Below are 21345 nucleotides of genomic sequence, written 5' to 3'. Positions count from 1 at the left end.
TCCCGCAATGAACCCCCGTGAAATGACCGGCCTGCAGATCATGCAGGCATTTGCTAATGGCGCATTCCCGCGTCCCCCGATCTCCGTCACCATGCCGATGGAGGTCGATACCGTGGAAGAAAACCGGGTGGTGTTCCTGGCCACGGCCAACGAAACACATACCAACCCGCTGGGCGGTGTACACGGGGGCTTTGCTGCCACGGTGCTGGATTCGGTCACCGGCTGCGCCACGCACACCGCGCTCGGGGCAGGGGAAAGCTACGGCACCATCGAACTGAACGTGAAGATGTGCAAGGCCATCCCGTTCGGCAGGACGTTGCGTGCAGAAGGGCGGGTGATCAATGTCACCCGCCGGCTGGTGATTTCCGAAGGCGATATCCGCGATGACAACGGCGTGCTGTACGCGTTTGCCACCGCCACCTGCATGATCCTGCGGTCGGGCGAATAAACCGCTTACGCCGCCTGGCCGACCGTTTCCAGCGCCTCGGCCAGGGTGCCGGTAAACCGCAGTTGCCCCGGTCGCGGCTGCACACTGGCGCGGGCCAGGGTACGCAGCGGCTGGAACTGCAGATCGGCCACCACGATTTCAGTGCCTTCGCGCGCGGCCAGGTCAGCGAACTTCAGGAACGCATTCAGCCCCCCGGCGTCCAGCAGCGGAACGCCGTCCATGTACAGGATCAGGCCGCGCTGACCGGGACACTGTTCCAGCAGTTCGTCGAACACCCGTTCCGCCGCAGCGAAGAACAGCGGCCCGGAAATCTTGATCAGGCGCCAGCCCTCCGGCAGCGGCGTCTCGCCTACCAGCTTGCGCTGGCTGCTGACATCGCTGATGCGGGTCATGGCCGCAATCTGCTGCATGAACAGCAGCGACGCCAGCACAATGCCCACGGCAATCGCGATCACCATGTCGAGCAGCACTGTCAGCGACAGGCAGACCAGCAGGATCAGCACGTCCTGCTTTGGTGCCCGGGCGAGCAACTCGCGCACCTTGTGGGCTTCGCTCATGTTCCAGGCGACCAGCAACAGCAATGCCGCCATCGTGGCCATCGGCAGGTAACTCAGCCAGCGCGCCAGAAACAGCACAGCGGCCATCAGTACCAGCGCATGCACCATGGCTGCCACGGGCGAGGTGGCGCCGGCACGGAAGTTGGCGGCCGAGCGGGCCAATGCTGCCGTGGCAGCAAAACCGCCAAAGAAGGGTGCCGCCAGATTGCCCAGGCCCTGGCCCAGCAATTCGCCGTTGGCGTTGTGGCGGCGGCCGCTCATGCCATCGAGCACCACTGCGCACAGCAGCGATTCAATCGCACCGAGCATGGCGATGGTAAAGGCGGCCGGCAATAACGCGCGCAGCGTGTCCAGATTCAACAGGCTGCCGCCGTCCGGCATCGGCCATTGCCAGGGCAGTTCAAAGGCGGGGAAAAACGGCGGAATACCGGCGCCGGTGCTGCCGTCCGGCAGGATGAAACTGAAGCGGCTGCCGATGGTGTCGACCGGATGCCCGGCCTGGCTGAGCAACAGCGATACAGCGACCCCGGCGAAAACGGCGGGCAAGTGACCGGGCACGGCGCTGCCCAGGCGGCGCCAGCCGATCAGCACGGCCAGCGTTACCGCACCCGTGAGCAGGCTGGGCCAGTGCAGGGTCGGCAGGGAGGTTGCCAGCGCGGCCAGTTTTTCCAGATAGTGTGGCGGCAGGTCGGTCACCTGCAGGCCAAGAAAATCACGCAATTGCAGCGTCGCAATGACAATCGCGATCCCGGCGGTAAAACCGAGCGTCACGGGTTCGGGGATGTATTCGATAAAACGCCCGAGCCGTGCCACGGCCATCAGCACCAGGATCACACCGGCCATCAGCGTGGCCAGCAACAGGCCGCCGAGGCCGAACTGGTACACCACCGGTTGCAGCACCACCACGAACGCGGCTGTGGGGCCGGACACGGAAAACCGCGAGCCGCCGGTCAGCGCGATCACCAGCCCGGCGATCATGCCGGTGTAGAGGCCGTATTGCGGCGACACGCCGATGGCCACGGCCAGTGCCATGGACAACGGAATCGCAATGATGCCCACCGACAGGCCGGCCAGCACGTCGCGCAGCAGGCGATCACGGCCATAGGGTTCTTTCAGGCAAGCGGCGGTCAGGGCGCTGGCAAAGCGCAACGAAGTGAGGTGCGAACGGTCGGCCATCAATATCCCCCAGGGCAGGCAGCCGGAACGGTGCGCGGTACGGATGGCCGCGACACGACCTCCGCCCGGCACGGCGGGCAGTGCTGACGTGTCGGCGGGACGCAGCATTATAACCTGACAGGCCTGATTTGTATCCGGTCACGTGGGTGTTGGTTATATCTCAGTGCGCGCCCCGGGGGGGCTTGCTAGGGTGGGTGATTCCACACTGAAGAGGAGTTCACATCATGTCTCAAGCTCTTTATCGGGACGTTATCGATGCCTGCAACCGGTGCGCCAGCGCCTGTGATCACTGCACTGCCGCCTGCCTGGAAGAAGATAATCTGGCCATGATGGCCACCTGCATCCGGCTGAATATTCAATGCGCGGCGATATGCCGTCTGCTGGCGCTGTATCTGCATCACGACAGCCAGTTCATTGCCGCCCTGGCGAAACTGTGCCGGACGGTCTGCCAGAACTGTGCGGAAGAATGCGCGCAGCACGAGCACGCACATTGCCAGGCCTGCGCCGAAGCCTGCCAGGCCTGTGCCCGGGCCTGTGAGGTGCTGCCGGATTGACAACACCCGGCCCGGATGGGCCGGATGCGGTGACTGCCGGCTAGTGCATGGCGCTGCGCTGGTAGGGGCGGCTGCATTCGGAAATGGCGCCTTGCAGGCTGTGGTCCGTGCTGCTGGCGGCCGCGATATCCGACAGTGAAATAACCCCGCAGAAGCGCTTGCTGTTGCGATCATCCAGCACGATCAGGCGCTGTACATGCTGGCTGTCCATATTGCGCGCCACCTCGGCGACGTCGTCGTCACGGAAACAGTAGAGCACCCGGTCGGTCATGCAGGTGGCGGCTTTCTGGTCCGGGCTCAGGCCTTCGGCCATACCACGCACCACCATGTCGTGATCGGTGATGATGCCCATCAGTTTGTCCGGGTTGTCGGGGCTGGCGATCGGCAGCATGCCGCAGTTGCATTCGCGCATCATCTGCGCGGCGTCACGCAGCGTGCTGTCGGCTTTCAGATGGTGGGGGTTGGTGCTCATGATCTCTTGCACTTTCATCGATGTTCTCCCTGCATGGTTCGGGTGAAAAACCCCCGCGTCCCTCGCGTGTACCCCGATGCACAGCGTGAGCGCGCACGCAGGATGCCGCAAGGTGCGAGCTGGAACGAATAGGCATAAGCGCGCGCTGGATATACCAGTGGGTGATAAAGCCTGCTTTGTGTGATGACCAGCAACGCCGTTGGGGGGTGCCAGCCGGACGTTGCTGGGGTATAAAGGCGACAAGGATAGGGTCGCGGACAAGGGGGTCCGGCATGAAACAACTTCTCACCAGGGTACTGTTCTGTACCACTCTGACCTGTACGGTCCTGGCGCTTGCGCCTGCGGGGGCACTGGCCGCACAGGAACTCACGACTATTCACCACGCTGATGGCAGCCGTACCGAAGTACACACTGATGAATCAGGCACGTACGTGCGCTATTTCAATCAGCAGGGCGACTTGTTTGGCAGTGAGGCCAACCACGAAAGCCACCAGGAAAACGTGGAGCGCCACGCGGATGAAGGGGATCGGGTAGAGCGTCACTGAGGCTTGAGGCCTGCAGATGCACCGGACGTTCTGGGCGATGGGTAATCAGCGGTCGGCTGGTCGTATTACACAAGAGGGAACCGCGATGCGGGTATTGAAAGGGAGTGTCATCGGCCTGGGGCTGTTGCTTCAGGCAGGGGTTGTGGCTGCAGTAGATTTTCTTGATCCCAATACGTCTTTTTTCTCTGTAGAAAATTTCACCTACTTTGATGGCAGTGAAGTCCAGCATTTCAATGTGGCTGGGTACTACACGCGGGCGGCAGGTGATGTGCCGGCGCGGATCGCCATCCTGCCCCGGCTCGGGGCGGACATCAGCCGCTTGGAAGTGATTGACCGGCAGGGGCGGATGGTGCCCGGTGGCGAGGTTGCTGACGCGAGTCAGATCAGCGTGCTGCGGATACCATTGCGTTACCGTGGCGCCTTGCCAAATGCCTCTGAGGGTGCAGCGGTTGCTGCCCAGGTCAGCGGTAATCCTATTGCGTCGCTACATCCGGAACCACTGCTCAATGGTGGATTCCCTGTGGTATATCCGCCAGCACAAATGAGCCCGACCGGCGGCATGGTGATCAGCGATACGCAACAGTACATGGCGCAGGTTCAGGCACAGAAGCAGTTTTTGGATGAGTGGCAGCGCATGCGGGTGGAAACCGCGTCAATGGATGAGCTGACGGTGCGTCTCGTTATTGACGGCGAGATAGTGTCCGAGCGCCGTTTATCGGGCTCGGCGGTGCTGTCCAGCGGTACCTTGCCGCAGCTGCACATTCGAGAGCCTACTACGGAGCAGTACAACCGTTTGCGCGAAGGCACCTACGAGGTGGATGTCAGCTATTACTTTCGTGACTTCCAGACCGGCAGTATCGTTGCCAATTACGATTTCCGGCGTTTCATGTCGCAGTTTGTCGAGCGCAGCCGGCAGGCCGTGACGACCAGCCGTTCCTCTGGCTGGAGTATCTTCAACATCGGTTCGCGCCGCACCTCCGTACGCCAGCACGTCCGTGAATCGGACAATATGAACTCCACATTCGACAGCCGCACCAATACGGTGGTCGAGATGGTCGATGCCGATGAGGCGTTGATAGAACAGTTCGAGCGCCGTTTTTTTCCGCCGTTGAGTCAGCAGCAGGTGGTGGAAAACCATCTGGCTGCCGCGCGGGAGGCAGACGCTGCCGGTAATGCCGAGCTTGCCAAAGCGCACCGGGACTATGTTGCGGCGCTGAACAGCGGTGACAAGGATAGCGAGATGGACGCAGTGGGCGCGGCCGCTGCGCTGGCGTCGGGGAACTATGCGTTGTTTGTTGCGAAAGGGGTGCGTTTCAGCAGTAGCTCGTCGTCGATGGCGGATTCCTTCCATCAGGTACTCAGCGCACAGTCGCAGGAATCGGGAGGAGAAAACTGGACTTCGAGTCATTCCCGCAGCGCGAGGCGACGTGTCTCGGTATGGCTGACGCCTTCGGCAGAACGGGCCTATCGTCCCTGGATGGGTATATGCCACCTTCAATTCGTTTCCGGACACCTGTATGGCCAGCCTCATGTCTATGTGGTGCCGACGTGCCTGGCCAATGGTGGGCCCGCGCACCGGGCGGGTCTCTGGCCGGGCATGTGGATTGCTCGCATGGGGGGGAGGTCAATCAGGAATCTGGGCCAGATGGAGCAGTTGCTGGAACAGTATGAGCCTGATGAGACTCTGGTTCTGGATGTGCTGGGTGCCAACAACCAGCTTGAAAGGCTGCAGCTGAGGCTTGGACAGGGGCTGGAAATTGTCGATTAGCGTCTGTCATCCAGCGGTTGCCGCTGATGTGAAAGAGAGAGGGTGGCAGCCGCTGGTCAGGTGACCAGCGACAGGAATTCGGAACGGGCCGCAGCGGATTCGCGCAGCGTGCCCAGCATGACCGAAGTTGTCGTGGAGGCATGCTGCTTTTCCACGCCGCGCATCATCATGCACAGGTGGCGGGCATCCATGATCACGCCGACACCCCGGGCGCCGGTGACATCGCCAATTGCATGCGCCACTTGCAGTGTCAGATTTTCCTGGATCTGCAACCGGCGCGCATACATGTCCACGATGCGTGCGCATTTCGACAGGCCGAGCACTTTGCCGTCGGGAATATAGGCGATGTGGCATTTGCCGAAAAACGGCAGCATGTGGTGTTCGCACAGGGAGTAGAACTCGATGTCGCGTACCACCACCATCTCGTCATTGTCGGAGCTGAACACCGCGCCGTTGACCAGCGCCTCCAGAGACTGCTGATAACCGCCAGTGAGAAACCGCATCGCCTTCGCGACCCGTGCCGGCGTATCCAGCAGGCCCTCGCGGGCGGGATCTTCCCCCAGTTGCGTCAGGACCTCACGGTACAGGGCGCTGAGTGAATCGGTCATCGGTTGTCCCTCGCCATAGTGGCCGCAGTATTGGCCGGGGACGGTCAATGATACGTCAAACAGGACAGGCCGTTGGCATGTTGCGCGCGGCCCCGGGCGGGGCCGCGACAGGCAAGTGTCGTCAGCGGTTTTGCAGATTGCCGATCATCGACATCAGGGCGGCCTGGCCGCTGGCGGGATGGTCGGCGTCGGTGAAGTCGGTGATGCGCTCCCATTGCGCAACCACGTCTTCCGGTGTCAGCGGGGCGCTGACCGGAAAGCCATGGCCTTTGCTGCGTTCCCAGCGCAGCTTGCCCATCCAGCCGGCGCCAACCTCATACAGGCCGCCGCCGTCACGCTGGGATTCATGGCACAGCTTCAGCACCAGCGGGGTGACAAAGGCAGGTTTCAACTGCTCGACGATCTGTGGCGGCATGATGGTGGCGGTCATGCGGCTGCCCGCAATCGGGGCGATGGTGTTGGCGACGATATTGCGCTTGGCACCCTCGATGGCGAGTGTTTGCGCCAGGCCGTGCAGGCCGAGCTTGGCCATGCTGTAGTTGGCCTGGCCGAAGTTGCCGTAAATGCCGGCGGCGGAGGCAGTGAAGATCAGCCGGCCATATTCCTGTTCGCGCAGGTAGGGCCAGGCGGCGTGGCTGACGCTGTAAGCGCCGCGCACATGCACGTTATAGACCAGGTCCCAGTCTTCGTCGGTCATGTTGTGGAATGCCTTGTCGCGCAGGATGCCGGCGTTGTTCACCAGCACGTCCACGCGGCCAAAGTTGTCCAGTGCGCATTCGACGATGCGGCCGCCATCGGTCACCGAGTCGTGGTTGGCCACGGCTTCGCCACCGGTGGCGATGATCTCCGCCACCACCCTGTCGGCGGCGCTGGCATCCCTGCCTTCGCCGGTGGCCGAGCCACCCAGGTCGTTGACCACGACCCTGGCGCCGCGCGCGGCAAACGCCAGTGCGTGGCTGCGGCCCAGGCCATTGCCGGCGCCGGTGACGATGACAACCCTGTCGTCGAAATTCAGTGCGGGCATAGACGTCTCCTGGTTGTTGTTCTGATACGGCAGCAGGTGTACGGCCCCATGCTGCCCTGTGCCGGCAGAACTGGCGAACGCCCTGCCGACGGAAAATGGTATGGTCCTGTGCGGAGTGCATGTGCCATCCACTGGCTCCCCGGCGTCAAACTTTGCACAATGGCCGGCCTGACTGGATGGTCGGACCATTATCGAAAGCGTCCGGAGCACCCTCCATGACGCAATGTGCCAATTTGTCTGACATTTACTATCATTGGCGGCGGCAATGGACGCGGGGGCGGACCGAGGGGCCTATGACAAGTTGCAATATGATGATTTTAAAAGAATTAATGCCACGGTCTGCGGCTGGCGGCACAGCGATCATCGTCTGCGGAACGGGCTGGCCAGCGCATGATTAACCGCAAGAGCATTGCCATCAGTCGGGTCATCCGGGTACTGCAGGGGGCGGCCCGGTCCGGCGCATCAATTCCCGCGCTGCTGGAAACCGCAGGCATTCCGCGCCGTTTACTGGACGACCCGGATGCGCGTATCGAGCGTGACAGTTTTATCCGCCTGATGCTGGCGGTCATGCAGCAGACACAGGACGAATTCCTCGGTTTCGGGCAGGGCCGCAAATCCAAGCCCGGTACCTTTTCCATGATGGCGCACGCGGTGATCAACTGCTCGAATCTGGAAAAGGCAGTGCAGCGTGGCATCAAGTTCTATGAACTGTTCGACCTGCAAGTGCACACGACGCTGCACCGCGAAGGGGACATCGGCTGGCTGGAAGTGCAGGCCAGCCAGCGGCTGGATTTTCGTGAAGTGATCATCGAGTCGCTGATGATGCTGTCGCTGCGTTTCATGAGCTGGCTGGTCGGCAAGGCTGTGGAACCACAACAGGTGCAGCTGGATTTCGGGCGTGGTACGGAAGGCGATTACCGCTCCATTTTCACCTGCCCGGTGCAGTTTGATACAGGTGTCAACCGGGTGGTGTTTTCTGCCGAGTTTCTGGATCTGCCACTGGTACAGAACCAGTTATCGTTGTCGCGTTTCCTGAAGGATTCGCTGGCGCAGCTGATCGACGGCAATATCCATAACGTCGGCCTGCCGGCACAGATCCGCGCCATTATCTCGAAGGAATACGGCAATAACTTCCCGGATTTTTCCGAGATATGCGAAAAGCTCAACATGACGCCGCAGACCCTGCGCCGGCGTCTGAAAGAAGGCAACACCAGTTACCAGGAAATCAAGGATGCGATCCGCAAGGACGCCTCCGTGTATTACCTGTCGAAACCGGACCTGTCGATTGACGAGATTGCGCTGCTGATGGGGTTCAGTGAGGCCAGCTCGTTCCACCGTGCATTCAAGAAATGGACCGGCAAAACCCCGTCGGCTTACCGGAGAGAATATTTTGGAGACTAGCGCGAACCCCGCGCCGGCGGATGCCACCACCGCACGCCTGTTGATTACCTGCCCCGACCAGCCGGGCATCATCAGTGCGGTGAGTACCTTTTTGTACCATCACGGCGCCAATATTACCGATTTCGACCAGCACGCATCCGATCCGCGCGAGGGCACGTTCTTCCTGCGCATGGAGTTCCAGACGCCGGGGCTGGACTGTTCCTGGGACGCGCTGAAAAACAATTTCCAGCAGAGCGTGGCGAAGAAGTACGGCATGGAATGGCGCCTGACGCTGGCAGCGCAGAAGAAGCGCATGGCGATCCTGGTGTCCCGTCATGACCACGTGCTGATGGAGTTGCTGTGGCGCACCATGCGGGGTGACCTGCCGGCGACCATCCCGATGGTGATCAGCAACCACGATGACCTGCGCGGTGAGGTGGAACGCTTCGGCATCCCCTATCATCACATTGCCGTTTCCGGTGACAACAAGGCCGAGGCCGAACAGCAGGCCTTGTCATTGCTGGAAGGGCAGGTGGATCTGATCGTGCTGGCGCGTTACATGCAGATTCTCAGCCCCGCATTCGTGGCGCAGCATCCGCACCGCATCATCAATATCCACCATTCCTTCCTGCCGGCCTTTGTCGGCGCCAACCCGTACCAGCAGGCCTGGGAACGCGGGGTCAAGCTGATCGGCGCCACCAGCCACTACGTGACGGATGACCTCGACCAGGGGCCGATCATCGAGCAGAACGTGGCGCGTGTGTCGCACCGCAACAGTCCGGCGGACCTGAAGGCGCTGGGGCAGGATGTAGAGCGGCAGGTGCTGCTGCGCGCCGTGCGCTGGCATCTGGAAGACCGGGTGATCGTGGACGGCAACAAGACGGTCGTGTTTGTGAAATGAAGCAGGGCGAACAGCCCCGCGGTGAAACCCGCCGCGGGGCTGTTCATCAGAATGTGAAGTGCAGCCCTATGCCATAGGTGCCGACCTGTTCTGAATCCACCTGATACAGGCTGTAGTCCGCCGCCAGGCTGATGCCGCCGGTCAGTGGCAGCATCAGCCCCAGGCCGGCATAGCCGCCAGTCTTTGAGCTGGAGTCACTTTCCGGTACCGGCTCAAAGACCTGCGGCGAACCGCTGCCGTAGTTCAGGGTGCGTATTTCTTCATGGCGTGTTTTGACGCGGTGCATATACAGGCCGGCGCGGGCATAGACGTACCGCGCGATCAGCATGCGAGCGCCCAGTTCATAGCCACTGACTTCCAGCCGGTCGCGCGCCAGCACGTCCACCGATGTGGGCGGGGACGGCTGCTGCAGTTCCTCGGCGCTGGGGCCACGGCTGAAAGCGCTGTCGGTGGTTTCCCGCGCCAGCTGGTTCAGGCCGGCTTCCAGCGCAAAGCGCAAGTGACGCGTGGAGAGGCTGTTCAGCCACAGACCGCCGCGCAGTCGATAACCGTCAGCGATGCTGTCGAGGCCGAAATCATCCAGGTCGGCACCGCCATACTGCGCTTCCAGAAACAGGTCCACGTCGGGCGGGGCCAGATCTTCCTGGGCGGTGGCGATCAGGGGCAGGGCGGTGACAATCAGGGGGAGCAGCAGTGATTTGTATGCAGTCATGGTTGTTTTACTTGTTATAGCGACGACAATGGCCGCCATTGTACCCACTGCCATCACGGCACGCTAACCTTTCGCAAAATGGGGCCTTCGTGCATGAACGGTAAGACCATACAGGCGGACACCCTGCTGGTGCTCTGTCGCCCCGGCTTTGAAAACGATTGCGCGGCGGAGCTGACGCAGCAGGCGGCCGGGCTGGGCCAGGGAGGCTATGCCCGGGCAAAGGACAATGCCGGGTTCCTGACCTGGCATATGCCGGGCGAATCCGTGCTGCCGCTCTGGCAGAGTGCCCGCATTTTCCCCCGCACCGCCTGGCCGGTGCTGGCGCCGTTCCGGGAGCTGCCGCAGGAAGACCGGATCGGTCCGTTGCTGGCGCTGGCGCGCGAGGTCGGCCCGGTGGGCGCGGTGCGGCTGGAATACCCGGATACCAACGAGGGCCGGGGATTGCAGCGTTTCGTGCGCGGCTTCCGCAAGGCCTTCGAGCAGGCGCTGCGGAAACAGGGGTTGCTGGTGCCGGGGCAGGGTCAGCGCATCCTGCAGGTGTTTTTTGAACATTCCGGGCAGGGTTTTCTTGGCTGGGGCGATACCGCGCACAGCGGTATCTGGGAGCAGGGCATTCCCCGCCTGCGCCTGCCTGCCGAAGCACCCAGCCGTTCGGCGCTGAAGATCGAGGAAGCCTGGCTGCGGCTGATGACGCCGCAGGAACGGACGCACTGGCTGGCCGCCGGTCGTAGCGCGGTGGACCTGGGCGCGGCGCCCGGTGGCTGGACCTGGCAACTGGCCCGGCACGGGGTACGGGTCACTGCAGTGGACCATGGCCGTCTGGTGCCGGCGTTGCTGGCCGATTTTCCCGTCAGCCATGTCTCCGGCGATGCCTTCACCTGGCGCCCACCACGACCGCAGGACTGGCTGGTGTGCGATGTGGTGGACAAGCCGGCGCGCACGCTGGCGCTGATGGAAAAATGGCTGGTCAACGGCTGGGCCAAGGTTGCGGTGTTCAACCTCAAGCTGCCGATGAAACAGCGTCACGCGACCGTGGCGGCGCTGCTGTCGCGGCTGGACGCGGCGTTGCCGCCGGGTACGGTGATCCGCGCGGCGCAGCTTTATCACGACCGCGAGGAAATCACGGTGGTGGTCCTGCCTCCGTTGATGGCTTCCCGGTAAACGATATCAGCGCACGACGGGCTCCAGCATCGTGATACGCTCGGCATCGGCCAGGAACGGCCGGATGGCTTCCAGTGCGTTTTGCCGGTCGGCTGATTGCTGCCAGCGTTGCCAGGCGGCTTCACTCTGCCAGCTGGAGAGAATGTAGTGATGAAGGGGATGCTGTATATCCCGCAGCGATTCCCCCGAGAGATAGCCCGGGGCACGTACGATGGCCTGCAGCATGCCCGTCACGGCCTGTGCGTAGGGTTGTTCGAGGCCTTCCGCGATATGTCGTTCGATCAGCACGCGAATCATGCTGGTTTCCCCTGTCCCAAAAAAACGAAGGCTTTCAGTGTAGGGTGATGAGCACGGGAATGCATGCCTCGAAGCAGCTCTGGCAACACCGGCAATTGCTGTCGGTGCTGCTGCTGTTTTATTTCGCCCAGGGGCTGCCTGCGGGCCTGCTGGCGAAGGCCATTCCGGCGCTGGCGCGTGAGTCCGGCATGGCGTTGCCCTACATCGGCCTGCTCGGGCTGGCGGCCATTCCCTGGGCGTTGAAATTTGTCTGGGCGCCCTGGGTGGATCGTCTCGGGCGTGGCCGCGCCGACCACCGCAAGCGCTGGATCATCGGCTGCCAGCTGGGTGCCGCCGGTGTGATGATGGCCGTGGCGATGGTCGATCCACGGCAGCTTTTCAGCAGCGGGTTTCTGTCTCTCATTGCCTTGCTGGCATTGCTGAACCTGTTGTGTGCCACGCAGGATATCGCCGCCGACGGCATGGCGGTGCGCCTGCTCACGCCGGCCCTGCGCGGGCCGGGCAACAGCATCCAGGTGGTCGGCTACAAGGCGGGGCTGATCCTCGGTGGTGGAGCGCTGCTGATCTGGATCGGGCTGCTGGGCTGGCAGCTGACGTTTCTTTGCGTGGCCCTGTTGCTGGTATTGATGCTGTGGCCGGTCAGCCGCTTTCCGGAACCGGCCGCGCCGCTGGCCGACGGTGACCTGTCGCGACCGGGCTTGCGCTGGTGGTGGCGTATGCTGCGCGATTTCTGGCGCCGGCCGGGCATGGGCTGGTGGCTGCTGATCCTGCTGGGCTACAAGGTCGGTGATGGCTTCGGGACGCGCATGCTCAAGCCGATGCTGGTGGACGCGGGCTGGAGCAGTGCGGCGGTGGGGCAACTGGATGTGGTCGCTTCCCTGGCTGGGCTGGCGGCGGCCCTGCTGGGCGGCCTGTGGTTGCTGCGCCTGCCGCGCCTGCCGGCGCTGGTCGGTTTTGGGCTGCTGCAGGGGCTGGCCTTCCTGTTCTGGGCCATGCTCGCGCGTTTGCCGGCACCACCGGATGGCCTGCTGTGGTCGGCGGCGCTGTTCGAGCAGTGTGCCGATGCGCTGTCCACGGTGGTCCTGTTCACGCTGATGATGGATCACTGCCGGCCAGGGCATGAGGGCACGGATTACACGCTGCAGGCGTCGGTGCAGTTGATGGCGGTGGGGCTGTTTTCCCTGGCCAGCGGCTTCAGTGCTGCCTGGCTGGGCTACAGTGGCCATTTCCTGCTCTCGGCGGGGCTGTGTCTGGCCGCTATACTGGCCGCCCCGGCCTGGTGGCGCCGCCGCCGGACATTCACCCGTATGGACTTCACCGCACCATGACTGACCCGGACACCCTCATCGCAGACCACCACCTGGACGCGCGCGGGCTGCTGTGCCCCGAACCCGTGATGATGCTGCACAACAAGGTCCGTGACATGGCCCCCGGGGCGGTGCTGGAAGTCATCGCCACCGATCCGTCCACCGAACGCGATATCCCGCGCTTCTGCCAGTTCCTCGGCCACAGCCTGCTGGCCCAGGACACTGCAGACGGCCTGTACCGCTACCTGATCCGCAAAAAGCCCTGATCTCTCGCGCACCGCCCGCAACCCATACAAAAACGCCCGGTCACGAATCCATTTCGCGCCGGACGTTATCAAAGAGGCGGTGAGCGCCAGGTAAATTCGGGCTGGCAGCCTGTATGGTGGCGGCCAGCGCTGCATTCAATGGGGCCAGACTACCGGCCTGTACCGGAAGGCGGAAATGCTTTCCGCGAATACACGCAATAGAGGAATGCTATCACGGTGCCAGCCCCGCTGTCCGGGGCTGTTCATATCCCGTTCAGTCCGCGGCCAGGGTGGCGATGGCAGCCAGTGCTTCCGGGTCCTGATCCTTGATGCGGTTGGCAATGCCGTGCTGGAAGAAGTAGCGGAAGTCCGGCTGTGACTCCGCCTCGACCAGACAGGGGTCGCCGGGCAACACGGGAGTGCGCGTGATGCGCTGTTCATCGGCGATCATCGCATGGACCTCGCCGTCTTCATCCAGTTGCCAGCTGATCACCTCTGTCAGGCTGATGGTGTGGAAGCCGTCGTCGGAGAACACCACGTGGGTGCCGATGGTGTCGGGGACCTGCTGTGGTTCCTGATCGCCGAAGAAGTCTACGGCGGCGCTCAGTTCACTGACTTTGTAATCCGGCGCTTCCGTAAACAGATACTGGCTGTCCGGCAGGCGGTAGCCGACCCAGCGCCCGTTCAGCGGGTCGGCCAGTTCCGGCGCCCGGACCACGGACTTCAGCCACGGCACCATGGCCGTGACCTCACCGTTATCGAGCATGGCCCAGGCCAGCACACGCAGTGAAAACAGTTTGTCGGGTTGGCGGTCGTTGGCGTAGAGAAGTTCTATCCCGTCGTATTCGGGGGAGAGGCGCACAATGCGCGGCGTGGCGGCGCGTCGTCTTTCACACAGCGACACCACATTGTCGGGGCCGCGCTGTTTACCGTTGTGTCTACCCTGTGAAGCCTGGCGTTGCATGTTGGGCATGGTGCCCCCCTTGCAGCAGGTTGGTCGGTGTCACGAACGACGTTTTCACAGTAGCGCCTTGTCCGGGCGGCTGCAAGCGTGGGGATGTGAAAAAGGATTGAGGACGGTGCGTGGCAGGACGGTAGCGGAACAGGCGTCAGGTGCCGCAACACCTGACGCCGGCATGATTATTCCACCGGGTTGGTGCACTCACTGCGGCCGCCGTCGATACGGCAGCGGATGCGGCGTTGCAGGGTCAGCATCTCGGCGTCGTAGTGGCCCTGTTCACGCAGCTGGACGCGTGCTTCCTGCATCAGGATTTCATATTCCTGCTTGTCTGCTTCCGGAATGTCCTGCATCCATTTCGGGTCCACATGGCTGGCTTCGCGGTTCAGCTGTTCCAGCACATGGTCGAAGTTGTTATAGAAGTATTCGCGTGATTTCTGCATCGCCTCGGCGGAGAAACGATTGCTGTTGGCCACCAGTTGCAGGGTGATCTGCATCAGCGGGTAATTGATGATGGCGCCGTTCGGGGTCAGGCCGCGATACAGCTCCAGCGCGCCATAGGCGGCCAGCGGGGCGCCGATCACATCAACCTGGCCGTTGTTGAAACGGGTCGAGAAATTGGTGATGTCGGAGGCCACCGGGGTGGCGCCGATCTGGGCCACCATCTGTGCCTGGGTCGGATCATATTCCAGCACCGCGACTTTTTTACCGGCGGCTTTGGCCAGGGTATTGATCTCGCGGTCATTGACGAAGATATAGGCGGCGCCGGCCGGGGCAATGCCCATCACGGTGAACGGGCCCTGGGTCATTTTGTCGGCGGACTGCGGGTGGGCCAGCACCTGCAGCAGGATGCGCAGGTGGTCGTTGTCCGGCACGCTGCCGATGGAATCCAGCGTGCCGCTGTAGCGGTTGAACAGGCGTGCCCGGATGCCGGTCATCAGGGTGGCGTCGCACTGGCCGGATTTCAGCTCTTCGGCGGCGATGCCCTCATTGGTGTGCGGGAGCAGTTCGGCGTCCACGCCCCATTCCATTGCGGCGATCTGCCATTCGCGCATGGCCTGCATGGCAGGGCCGGCGTTGCCGGCGATATCCCAGACACAGATTTTTACCTTGTCGGCCTGGGCCGTGCCGGCAGAGAGCAGGGGCAGGGCGCAGCAGCCAGCGAGCAGCAGTTTACGGGCGAGCATTTTCATAATTCGATGTCCTGTCGCGGTGTTGTTCTTTTGTCGGCGCAGCATAAGTGCTGCGCCGGACCAATGCCATGACCGTTTGGACATCACGTTGACTGCAAAAGTGCCAAGGGCAGCTCTGAGCTGCGAGCTGAGCCTGTCTGGCCCCTGGCTCGCAGCCCGCAGCTTGCCGCCTACTCCTGCGGGTTGGTGCACTCGCTGCGCCCGGCGTCGATACGGCACCGCACGCGCCGCTGCAAGGTCAGCATCTCACCGTCGTACTGCCCCTGGTCACGCAGCTGGATACGCGCTTCCTGCATGGTCATTTCGTATTCCTGCTTTTCGCTGGTGGGGATGGCCTGCATCCATTTCGGGTCCACCTGTCGGGCTTCCTGCTCCAGCATCTGCACGTAGCGATCGTACTGGCTGAAGAAGTAGCTGCGTGACTGCTGCATGATCTCCGCTGTGAAACGGTCACTGCGCGCCACGACCTGCAATGTGATCTGCAACAGCGGGTAGTCAATGATCGCGCCGTCGGGAGACAGCCCGCGATACAGTTCCAGTGCGTTGTAGACGATCAGTGGTGCGGCAATGATGTCCACCTGGCCATTGTTGAACCGGCTGGAGAAATTGGTGACGTCCGAGGCCACCGGGGTGGCCCCCATCTGCGCGACCATCTGTGCCTGCATCGGGTCGTGCTCAAGCACCGCGAATTTCTTGCCGGCCGCTTTGGCCAGGGTGTTGATCTCGCGGTCGTTGACAAAAATATATGCACCGCCGGCCGGTGCCATGCCCATGATCGTGTACGGCCCCTGGGTCATCTTGTCGGCGGACTGCGGGTGAGCCAGCACCTGCATCACCAGCCGCAGGTGTTCGTAATCCGGCACGGCGCCAATGGCATTGATGGTGCCGGTGTAGCGATTGAAGGGGCGCGAACGGAAATCGGTCACCACCGCCGCGTCGCATTGGCCGGCTTTCAGTTCTTCGGCAGTGATGCCCTCGTTGGTGTGGACCACCAGTGTCGCATCCAGGCCCCAGTTGAGGGCTTCGGTGCGCCATTCACGCATGATCGCCATGGTCGGGCCGGCGTTGCCGACCAGGTCCCAGACACAGATGGTGCGTTGCAGCGGTTCGGCAAGGGCGGGGGTGGTAAGGCTGCACAGCAGCGCGAAAAACGGCCATAACGGGCCGCGACGGACGTGCCTGTCCATAAGTGTTTCCTGTCGTTGTGGTGTGAGAGTGAATAGTTGTGCGCATCCCGAGCATAGCGGGATGGGGACGGGCGTGCGAACAGAACTGTGACCGTGCGGTCGAGATATGCGCCGGGCGGAGCCGCCCGGCGCGGGCGGGTTACAGGCCGGCGTTTTTCAGCCGATTGGCCTGTTGACGGAATACCGTCACCGGGCTGGTTTCGAAAATGTCACGCAGGCCGAAGGCCTGGTTCACCTCATCCAGATGATTCATGCGGTAGTCGTCGCGGATGATCTTGCCAAGATGGCTGGAGCAACTGCTGACCAGGCCATCGTTCTTTTCACCCAGGAACACGATCGAGAGTGCTGCCATGAACGGATCGGTCACATCGAGCAGGTTGGTCAGGGTGCGGCCACCGCTCCAGGAGTAGTAACGCACGCCGTTGCTGCCCACTTCCTGCCCGGCACCGCAATAACGGCTGGGCATGCCTTCCGGGTACAGCGCATTGAAGCGCAGCGTGTCGGCGGTGGTGAGCGATTTCATCGCGGCGCTGATGTCCTGCTGGGCGCCGCCACCGGAGAGCAGGTTGATCAGGCCGGCCAGGGTGTTGCCCAGCCCGTTGATCACGTCGTCACCCAGCGGGATGTGGTCGGACACGCCCTGCAGCACGTCCGCCATGGGGGCGCCCCAGTTGACGCCGGCCACGGAAGAGGCCGAGGCGACCATGTGCGGGTACACCGACGCCACATAGCGGATGGTCGGGCCGCCATGGCTGTGGCCGATCAGGTTGACCTTCTGCGCGCCGGTGGCAGCGAGGATGGCTTCCACCTGCCGCGCGAGCTGCTCGCCACGGACTTCGGTACTGTTGGCGGCGGCGACCTGGGCCACGAATACGCGTGCGCCGCTGCGTTGCAGTTCACCGGGCACACCGTAGAAGTAGTCGACGCCGAGCAGGCTGTCGAAGCCGAACAGGCCATGCACCAGCACGATCGGGTAACGGGTTTCTGTATAGGTATCTTTCAGCCAGCCGAAAAAGGCGCTGGCGGGCAGAGACAGGGTCAGGCAGAGGCAGGCGCATAGCAGCACCGGCAGTCGTTTCAGCATGGGACATCCCCTCGTTATTGTTTTGTGCAGTGTTCAGGTCGCGCCGGAAATGCGGGGAGCCGGCGGCCGGATAGTTTGCTGTGTTGTGTGTGATACGTTTTCGATCGTGACGGACCGGTCATCGGTACTGGTCATCGGTGCGGGTCGCGTCGAGTCGGCTGCACTGCATTGTTTCAGCCGTGATCAAGAGTAGCGGCGTAGGTGCGGGGCTGTCTCTAGTGGAAGTTTCTTATTCCGATATTTGGGAAGCGGGCCGCATAACGGGTCGGCGCCGCGGGATCACCGCGACGCCGGAATGCCATCACAGGCCGACGTTTTTCAGGCGGTTGGCCTGTTGACGGTAGAGGGTGGGCGGATCAGCGGCCAGGGACGAGATGGTGCCCAGGGCCTGATTCACTTCATCAAAATGGTTGTGGTAGTAGTCGTCGCGAATCACGTGGCCGAGGTGCGAAGAACAGGCCGATACCAGGCCGTCGTTCGGTTCACTGAATGCAGCGCTGGTGGCCAGCACCAGGTAATCAAACGGGTCCAGGCCGTTGGTATAAATACCGGTGCCACTCCAGGAATAATAGCGCACACCATTGCTGGCCAGCTCTGCGCCGCTGCCACAGTAAGTAGTCGGCATGCCTTCCGGGTACTGGGCATTGAACGCCACGGAACCGGCGGTGCTCAGATCGTTGATGCTGGCATTCAGATCCTGCGGCAGGCCGCCGCCGCTGGCCCAGTCGATCATGGTGGCAAAGGCTTCGCCAATGGCGACCACGAAACTGTTTGCGGCACTGCCTTCCTCAAGATATTGCCGGTACACGTCAGCCACCGATGAGCCCCAGTTCACGCCGGCCACACTGCTGACCGATGCGACCATGCCCGGATAGACCGACGCGACATAACGCGCGGTCGGCCCGCCATGGCTGTGGCCGATGATGTTGACCTTGCTGGCGCCGGTGGCAGCGAGAATATCCTGGATTTGCTGCGCGGCCTGTTCGCCGCGCACCTCGGTGCTGTTCAGCGCCGAGACCTGCAACGTGTACACCTCGGCACCGCCGCTGGCCAGTGATTCACCAACCTGATAGAAGTAGTCCACGCCAAGCACATCATCAAAGCCGAACATGCCGTGAATCAGCACGATCGGATGTTGCGTCCTGGTGTAGTTGGGGAACAGCCAGTCCATCCAGGTGGGCTGGGCGGACACGCTGGTGGCGACCAGCACGAGCATGCTGGCGAGAGCAGTTTTCAAACACAGTCTGTTTTTTTTCATATTGTGACCTTCCTTAGATGTAGGGATGGAACATCACGGGCACCCTGCCTGTGACGTCGCCGGCGTCGCGCCGGAAGTGCGGCAAGTGACGATGCCGCGATTGGCCGGCTGGCCAATCCGTGCCCCGCTGGCGGGGCGGTTGGCGTGGCGATTCACAGAAAGCACCGCGCCGCTGGATAACTTAAAGGCGCGCTGCGCGCGAATCATTCAGGCAGACGTCGGAATCGTTACGCCGGGCGGATACGCAGAACGCAGCAGGCTGTCGGGCTGGAACAAAAAAGCTTGTCTGTTCCGGCCAGCAGCAACATAAAAGCAGCGTGCCGGTTGTCCGGGTACAGCCCGCCTCGGCACACTGGTTCAGCATCGGCCGGGTTACGGGGCGCTGTCAGCCCGCCCCCGCGCCGGATAACAAAAATACGACGGAGGCAACGGAAAATGCTGAAAGGAAAGGGGCTTGCAGTGTTCACTCTTGTGCTGGTGGCCGTGATTCTGATCGGTTGGCGCATGATGTCGTCACAGCAGCAGCGGCACGCTGATATCGGTGAAAACGTAGCGGGTGTTACCTCGGGTAACAGCGATGCGCCAGCGCAGGCAACGATGAGTGGAAAACACGACCTGGCAGCGGACAATGGCTTTTCTGCCTACCTGGCTGCTGCCGCCGGTCTGGGTGCGTTGCCGGCCTCACTGGAAGGCACCGACGTGGACGGCGAGCTGCGCAGTGACGCGCAGGGCAATCTGATCATCGGCAACGAGATTCGCCGCGTGTTCGATTATTTTCTGGCAACACTGGGCGAGGAAGATATCGAGAGCATCAAGGCGCGCATTGCCCTGCACCTGCATCAGCACCTGCCCGAGAGTGCCGCACGGCAAGCGTGGGAGCTGCTGATCCGCTATCTGGATTATGGCGAGGCCCTGGCGGCATTGCCGCCGCATGACGGCAGCGTTAAAAGCATGCACGAGGTGCTGGTGCAGCGCCGCGACATGCGCACCGCCTGGCTGGGCCAGGAAGTGGCCGAGGCGTTTTTTGCCCAGGACGATGCCTTCGATGCCTATTCGCTGGCGCGGGTGACAGTGCAGCAGGACGACAGCCTGAGTGCAGAGGAAAAACAGCAACGCCAGCGTGAGCTGGAAGCCATGCTGCCGCCAGAGATGCGCGAAGCACGCGAACGTATGCGCGCACCGGTGGAAGTGGCGCAGCAGGTCGAGGCGTTGCGCGCACAGGGCGGGAGCGAGGCGGATGTGCGCCGGCTGCGCGAGCAGACATTTGGCAGCGCCGCCGCCGACCGGCTGGAGCAACTGGATCGTGAACGCGCTGCCTGGGACCAGCGTTACGCCGACTGGCGCGCCGAGCGCCAGGCCATCGAGCAGAGCGGGCTGGCGCAGGAAGACCAGGCACGGGCACTGGAGGATGCCATGGCACGTCGTTTCAGCGAACAGGAGCAGCGCCGTGTGCAGGCGCTGGACCGCATCGGTGGGTAAGCGTCGCTAGCGCTGCCGCCGAAGCTGGCCGGGTGGCACACCGGTCCAGCTGCGAAACGCCTTGGTAAAGCTGGCCTGATCGCTGTAGCCGAGCCGTTCAGCGATATCAGCAATGCTCAGGTCAGAATATTCCAGATACTGCCGTGCCAGTTGCTCGCGTGCGCTGTTGCGCAGATCGCTGAACAGCAGGCCGGCTTCCTTCAAATAACGGCTGACTGTGCGGCTGGTGCTGCCGAGGCTTTCGGCGATCCGGTCCAGCGTGCAGTCGCGTCCCGGTGACTGGTGAATGCGCTGGCGCACCAGCGTGATGATCTGCTCGTTGCCGGCTTCCGACGAGACCGCCTGCATGCCACCGGCGGGCGCCGCCTGGCGCCGTTCACGGCGCGCCTTTTCCAGCACCAGCGCATTGCTGTGCTGCCCGAACCGCACTTCGCACCCGTAGATATCCTCATAGTCCGGCTTCATGTGCAGCGGTCGCTGCTGCATGTGGACCCGATAACGGCGAGTGAGGGTAGAGGCCACCCGGCACATGCTGCCCAGATAGGTATCAACGATAAAGTCGCGCCGTCTGTCGAGGGGCCAGATATCACGCAATTGCACCATCGCCTGTTGCCCCTGGCTGATCAGATGCAGGCCCATCAGCGGCGTGCGTGCGTTCAGAAACTGCACTGCCCGCCAAGTGACACTGGCGCGGGCGTGGCGATGCAGCAGCGAAAAGGCCTGCAGACCGTGTGCGGACAGATCCAGCTGCATGCCATAGCGTGCGCCAAGGGCGGGACGTACGTCGGTGCGCTGGCAATGATCGATCAGATGGAAGAACTGGCGCACGGAAATATAGGCTTCCGGGTTGTCCAGAATCGACTCGCCAATCTGGCTTGCAGCGACAATCCGGCGCCGTTCGGCGAGGTTCTGGGACGACAGTCTGAGAAGTATACGTGCGTACACTATTGGCACCAGTGGTGCATCAGACAGTAGCGAAGCTTTGAACTTCACTTTGTTAAGCCTCCGTATTTATTGATGTTATGGTGATA

22 protein-coding genes are annotated in these 21345 nt (G+C 62.5%); 10 read left to right on the top strand and 12 right to left on the bottom strand.

What is annotated here, in order from left to right:
* Window positions 1-7 precede the first annotated feature (7 nt).
* Window positions 8-448, top strand: coding sequence for a PaaI family thioesterase (locus S7S_RS11055; RefSeq protein WP_008737220.1), 441 nt, complete (start codon window positions 8-10; stop codon window positions 446-448).
* A gap of 5 nt (window positions 449-453) precedes the next feature.
* Here S7S_RS11055 and dauA read toward each other — a convergent pair whose 3' ends face one another.
* Window positions 454-2181: a C4-dicarboxylic acid transporter DauA gene (gene dauA, locus S7S_RS11050; RefSeq protein ID WP_008737222.1), complete on the bottom strand. Its 1728-nt coding sequence runs from the start codon at window positions 2179-2181 to the stop codon at window positions 454-456.
* 224 nt (window positions 2182-2405) lie between these two features.
* On the opposite strand from dauA, the gene S7S_RS11045 reads away from it, so the two are divergent.
* Window positions 2406-2735, top strand: a complete 330-nt coding sequence (locus tag S7S_RS11045; protein ID WP_008737224.1) for a four-helix bundle copper-binding protein — start codon at window positions 2406-2408, stop codon at window positions 2733-2735.
* Between the two features lie 40 nt (window positions 2736-2775).
* Here the strand turns inward: S7S_RS11045 and S7S_RS11040 are convergent, their stop codons facing one another.
* Window positions 2776-3225: a CBS domain-containing protein gene (locus S7S_RS11040; protein WP_008737226.1), complete on the bottom strand. Its 450-nt coding sequence runs from the start codon at window positions 3223-3225 to the stop codon at window positions 2776-2778.
* Window positions 3226-3479: 254 nt separating this feature from the next.
* On the opposite strand from S7S_RS11040, the gene S7S_RS11035 reads away from it, so the two are divergent.
* Window positions 3480-3752, top strand: coding sequence for a hypothetical protein (locus S7S_RS11035; RefSeq protein WP_008737228.1), 273 nt, complete (start codon window positions 3480-3482; stop codon window positions 3750-3752).
* A gap of 16 nt (window positions 3753-3768) precedes the next feature.
* Window positions 3769-5520, top strand: a complete 1752-nt coding sequence (locus S7S_RS11030; protein WP_008737230.1) for a hypothetical protein — start codon at window positions 3769-3771, stop codon at window positions 5518-5520.
* A 56-nt stretch (window positions 5521-5576) separates the two neighbouring features.
* Here the strand turns inward: S7S_RS11030 and folE are convergent, their stop codons facing one another.
* Together folE and S7S_RS11020 are read right to left on the bottom strand one after the other, a co-directional pair.
* Window positions 5577-6128, bottom strand: coding sequence for a GTP cyclohydrolase I FolE (gene folE, locus S7S_RS11025; protein WP_008737231.1), 552 nt, complete (start codon window positions 6126-6128; stop codon window positions 5577-5579).
* Window positions 6129-6249: 121 nt separating this feature from the next.
* Window positions 6250-7152: an SDR family oxidoreductase gene (locus S7S_RS11020; RefSeq protein WP_008737232.1), complete on the bottom strand. Its 903-nt coding sequence runs from the start codon at window positions 7150-7152 to the stop codon at window positions 6250-6252.
* Window positions 7153-7542: 390 nt separating this feature from the next.
* Between S7S_RS11020 and S7S_RS11015 the strand changes: the two genes are divergently transcribed.
* Entirely contained in the window at window positions 7543-8553 is a 1011-nt protein-coding gene (locus tag S7S_RS11015; protein ID WP_008737234.1) for an AraC family transcriptional regulator, read from the top strand.
* Window positions 8543-9433: a formyltetrahydrofolate deformylase gene (gene purU / locus S7S_RS11010; RefSeq protein ID WP_008737236.1), complete on the top strand. Its 891-nt coding sequence runs from the start codon at window positions 8543-8545 to the stop codon at window positions 9431-9433. The genes S7S_RS11015 and purU overlap by 11 nt, the downstream gene beginning before the upstream one ends.
* 46 nt (window positions 9434-9479) lie before the next feature.
* On the opposite strand, the gene S7S_RS11005 is transcribed toward purU, so the two are convergent.
* Window positions 9480-10145: an outer membrane beta-barrel protein gene (locus tag S7S_RS11005; protein WP_008737238.1), complete on the bottom strand. Its 666-nt coding sequence runs from the start codon at window positions 10143-10145 to the stop codon at window positions 9480-9482.
* A 93-nt stretch (window positions 10146-10238) separates the two neighbouring features.
* On the opposite strand from S7S_RS11005, the gene rlmM reads away from it, so the two are divergent.
* The gene (gene rlmM / locus S7S_RS11000; RefSeq protein ID WP_008737241.1) at window positions 10239-11306 is read left to right on the top strand and encodes a 23S rRNA (cytidine(2498)-2'-O)-methyltransferase RlmM; all 1068 of its coding nucleotides are present in this window, start codon (window positions 10239-10241) and stop codon (window positions 11304-11306) included.
* A 6-nt stretch (window positions 11307-11312) separates the two neighbouring features.
* Here the strand turns inward: rlmM and S7S_RS10995 are convergent, their stop codons facing one another.
* The gene (locus S7S_RS10995) at window positions 11313-11603 is read right to left on the bottom strand and encodes an antibiotic biosynthesis monooxygenase family protein (protein ID WP_008737243.1); all 291 of its coding nucleotides are present in this window, start codon (window positions 11601-11603) and stop codon (window positions 11313-11315) included.
* 59 nt (window positions 11604-11662) lie between these two features.
* Here S7S_RS10995 and S7S_RS10990 point away from each other — a divergent pair, with 59 nt between their 5' ends.
* Both S7S_RS10990 and tusA read left to right on the top strand, forming a co-directional pair.
* Window positions 11663-12931 (top strand): MFS transporter, encoded by a 1269-nt coding sequence (locus S7S_RS10990; RefSeq protein WP_008737245.1) that lies wholly within the window; start codon window positions 11663-11665, stop codon window positions 12929-12931.
* Complete coding sequence (tusA, locus tag S7S_RS10985; RefSeq protein ID WP_008737246.1) at window positions 12928-13176, top strand: sulfurtransferase TusA; 249 nt, start codon at window positions 12928-12930, stop codon at window positions 13174-13176. The genes S7S_RS10990 and tusA overlap by 4 nt, the downstream gene beginning before the upstream one ends.
* 253 nt (window positions 13177-13429) lie before the next feature.
* Here the strand turns inward: tusA and S7S_RS10980 are convergent, their stop codons facing one another.
* The 5 genes from S7S_RS10980 to S7S_RS10960 all read right to left on the bottom strand — a co-directional run bounded on the left by S7S_RS10980 (window position 13430) and on the right by S7S_RS10960 (window position 18814).
* Window positions 13430-14128 carry a hypothetical protein gene (locus tag S7S_RS10980; protein WP_008737248.1) on the bottom strand — a complete coding sequence of 233 codons (699 nt, stop codon included), beginning with the start codon at window positions 14126-14128 and terminating at the stop codon, window positions 13430-13432.
* Window positions 14129-14295: 167 nt separating this feature from the next.
* Complete coding sequence (locus tag S7S_RS10975) at window positions 14296-15306, bottom strand: putative solute-binding protein (RefSeq protein ID WP_008737250.1); 1011 nt, start codon at window positions 15304-15306, stop codon at window positions 14296-14298.
* Between the two features lie 170 nt (window positions 15307-15476).
* On the bottom strand, window positions 15477-16493 hold the full coding sequence (locus S7S_RS10970) for a putative solute-binding protein (RefSeq protein WP_008737251.1): 1017 nt from the start codon (window positions 16491-16493) through the stop codon (window positions 15477-15479).
* 139 nt (window positions 16494-16632) lie between these two features.
* A complete protein-coding gene (locus tag S7S_RS10965; protein WP_008737253.1) occupies window positions 16633-17577 on the bottom strand; it encodes an esterase/lipase family protein in 945 nt (314 codons plus the stop codon).
* A gap of 301 nt (window positions 17578-17878) precedes the next feature.
* Window positions 17879-18814, bottom strand: coding sequence for an esterase/lipase family protein (locus S7S_RS10960; protein WP_169745565.1), 936 nt, complete (start codon window positions 18812-18814; stop codon window positions 17879-17881).
* A 456-nt stretch (window positions 18815-19270) separates the two neighbouring features.
* Here S7S_RS10960 and S7S_RS10955 point away from each other — a divergent pair, with 456 nt between their 5' ends.
* Complete coding sequence (locus S7S_RS10955; protein ID WP_008737256.1) at window positions 19271-20314, top strand: lipase secretion chaperone; 1044 nt, start codon at window positions 19271-19273, stop codon at window positions 20312-20314.
* A 6-nt stretch (window positions 20315-20320) separates the two neighbouring features.
* Here the strand turns inward: S7S_RS10955 and S7S_RS10950 are convergent, their stop codons facing one another.
* On the bottom strand, window positions 20321-21259 hold the full coding sequence (locus tag S7S_RS10950) for an AraC family transcriptional regulator (protein ID WP_144401647.1): 939 nt from the start codon (window positions 21257-21259) through the stop codon (window positions 20321-20323).
* Window positions 21260-21345 lie beyond the last annotated feature (86 nt).

This window comes from Isoalcanivorax pacificus W11-5 (assembly GCF_000299335.2).
GTDB classification, from domain to species: Bacteria; Pseudomonadota; Gammaproteobacteria; order Pseudomonadales; family Alcanivoracaceae; genus Isoalcanivorax; species Isoalcanivorax pacificus.
Note: the sequence above shows the minus strand (reverse complement) of the source record. Positions and strands in the feature narration are given on the sequence as shown.

Coding starts and splice junctions, on each gene's coding strand:
- S7S_RS11020 (WP_008737232.1), bottom strand. CDS start 7,152: ATGCCCGCACTGAATTTCGACGACAGGGTTGTCATCGTCACCGGCGCC.
- S7S_RS10970 (WP_008737251.1), bottom strand. CDS start 16,493: ATGGACAGGCACGTCCGTCGCGGCCCGTTATGGCCGTTTTTCGCGCTG.
- S7S_RS11045 (WP_008737224.1), top strand. CDS start 2,406: ATGTCTCAAGCTCTTTATCGGGACGTTATCGATGCCTGCAACCGGTGC.
- rlmM (WP_008737241.1), top strand. CDS start 10,239: ATGAACGGTAAGACCATACAGGCGGACACCCTGCTGGTGCTCTGTCGC.
- dauA (WP_008737222.1), bottom strand. CDS start 2,181: ATGGCCGACCGTTCGCACCTCACTTCGTTGCGCTTTGCCAGCGCCCTG.
- S7S_RS10965 (WP_008737253.1), bottom strand. CDS start 17,577: ATGCTGAAACGACTGCCGGTGCTGCTATGCGCCTGCCTCTGCCTGACC.
- S7S_RS10955 (WP_008737256.1), top strand. CDS start 19,271: ATGCTGAAAGGAAAGGGGCTTGCAGTGTTCACTCTTGTGCTGGTGGCC.
- S7S_RS10975 (WP_008737250.1), bottom strand. CDS start 15,306: ATGAAAATGCTCGCCCGTAAACTGCTGCTCGCTGGCTGCTGCGCCCTG.
- S7S_RS11015 (WP_008737234.1), top strand. CDS start 7,543: ATGATTAACCGCAAGAGCATTGCCATCAGTCGGGTCATCCGGGTACTG.
- tusA (WP_008737246.1), top strand. CDS start 12,928: ATGACTGACCCGGACACCCTCATCGCAGACCACCACCTGGACGCGCGC.
- S7S_RS11005 (WP_008737238.1), bottom strand. CDS start 10,145: ATGACTGCATACAAATCACTGCTGCTCCCCCTGATTGTCACCGCCCTG.
- S7S_RS10990 (WP_008737245.1), top strand. CDS start 11,663: ATGCATGCCTCGAAGCAGCTCTGGCAACACCGGCAATTGCTGTCGGTG.
- S7S_RS10995 (WP_008737243.1), bottom strand. CDS start 11,603: ATGATTCGCGTGCTGATCGAACGACATATCGCGGAAGGCCTCGAACAA.
- S7S_RS11035 (WP_008737228.1), top strand. CDS start 3,480: ATGAAACAACTTCTCACCAGGGTACTGTTCTGTACCACTCTGACCTGT.
- S7S_RS11055 (WP_008737220.1), top strand. CDS start 8: ATGAACCCCCGTGAAATGACCGGCCTGCAGATCATGCAGGCATTTGCT.
- S7S_RS11030 (WP_008737230.1), top strand. CDS start 3,769: ATGCACCGGACGTTCTGGGCGATGGGTAATCAGCGGTCGGCTGGTCGT.
- folE (WP_008737231.1), bottom strand. CDS start 6,128: ATGACCGATTCACTCAGCGCCCTGTACCGTGAGGTCCTGACGCAACTG.
- S7S_RS10980 (WP_008737248.1), bottom strand. CDS start 14,128: ATGCCCAACATGCAACGCCAGGCTTCACAGGGTAGACACAACGGTAAA.
- S7S_RS11040 (WP_008737226.1), bottom strand. CDS start 3,225: ATGAAAGTGCAAGAGATCATGAGCACCAACCCCCACCATCTGAAAGCC.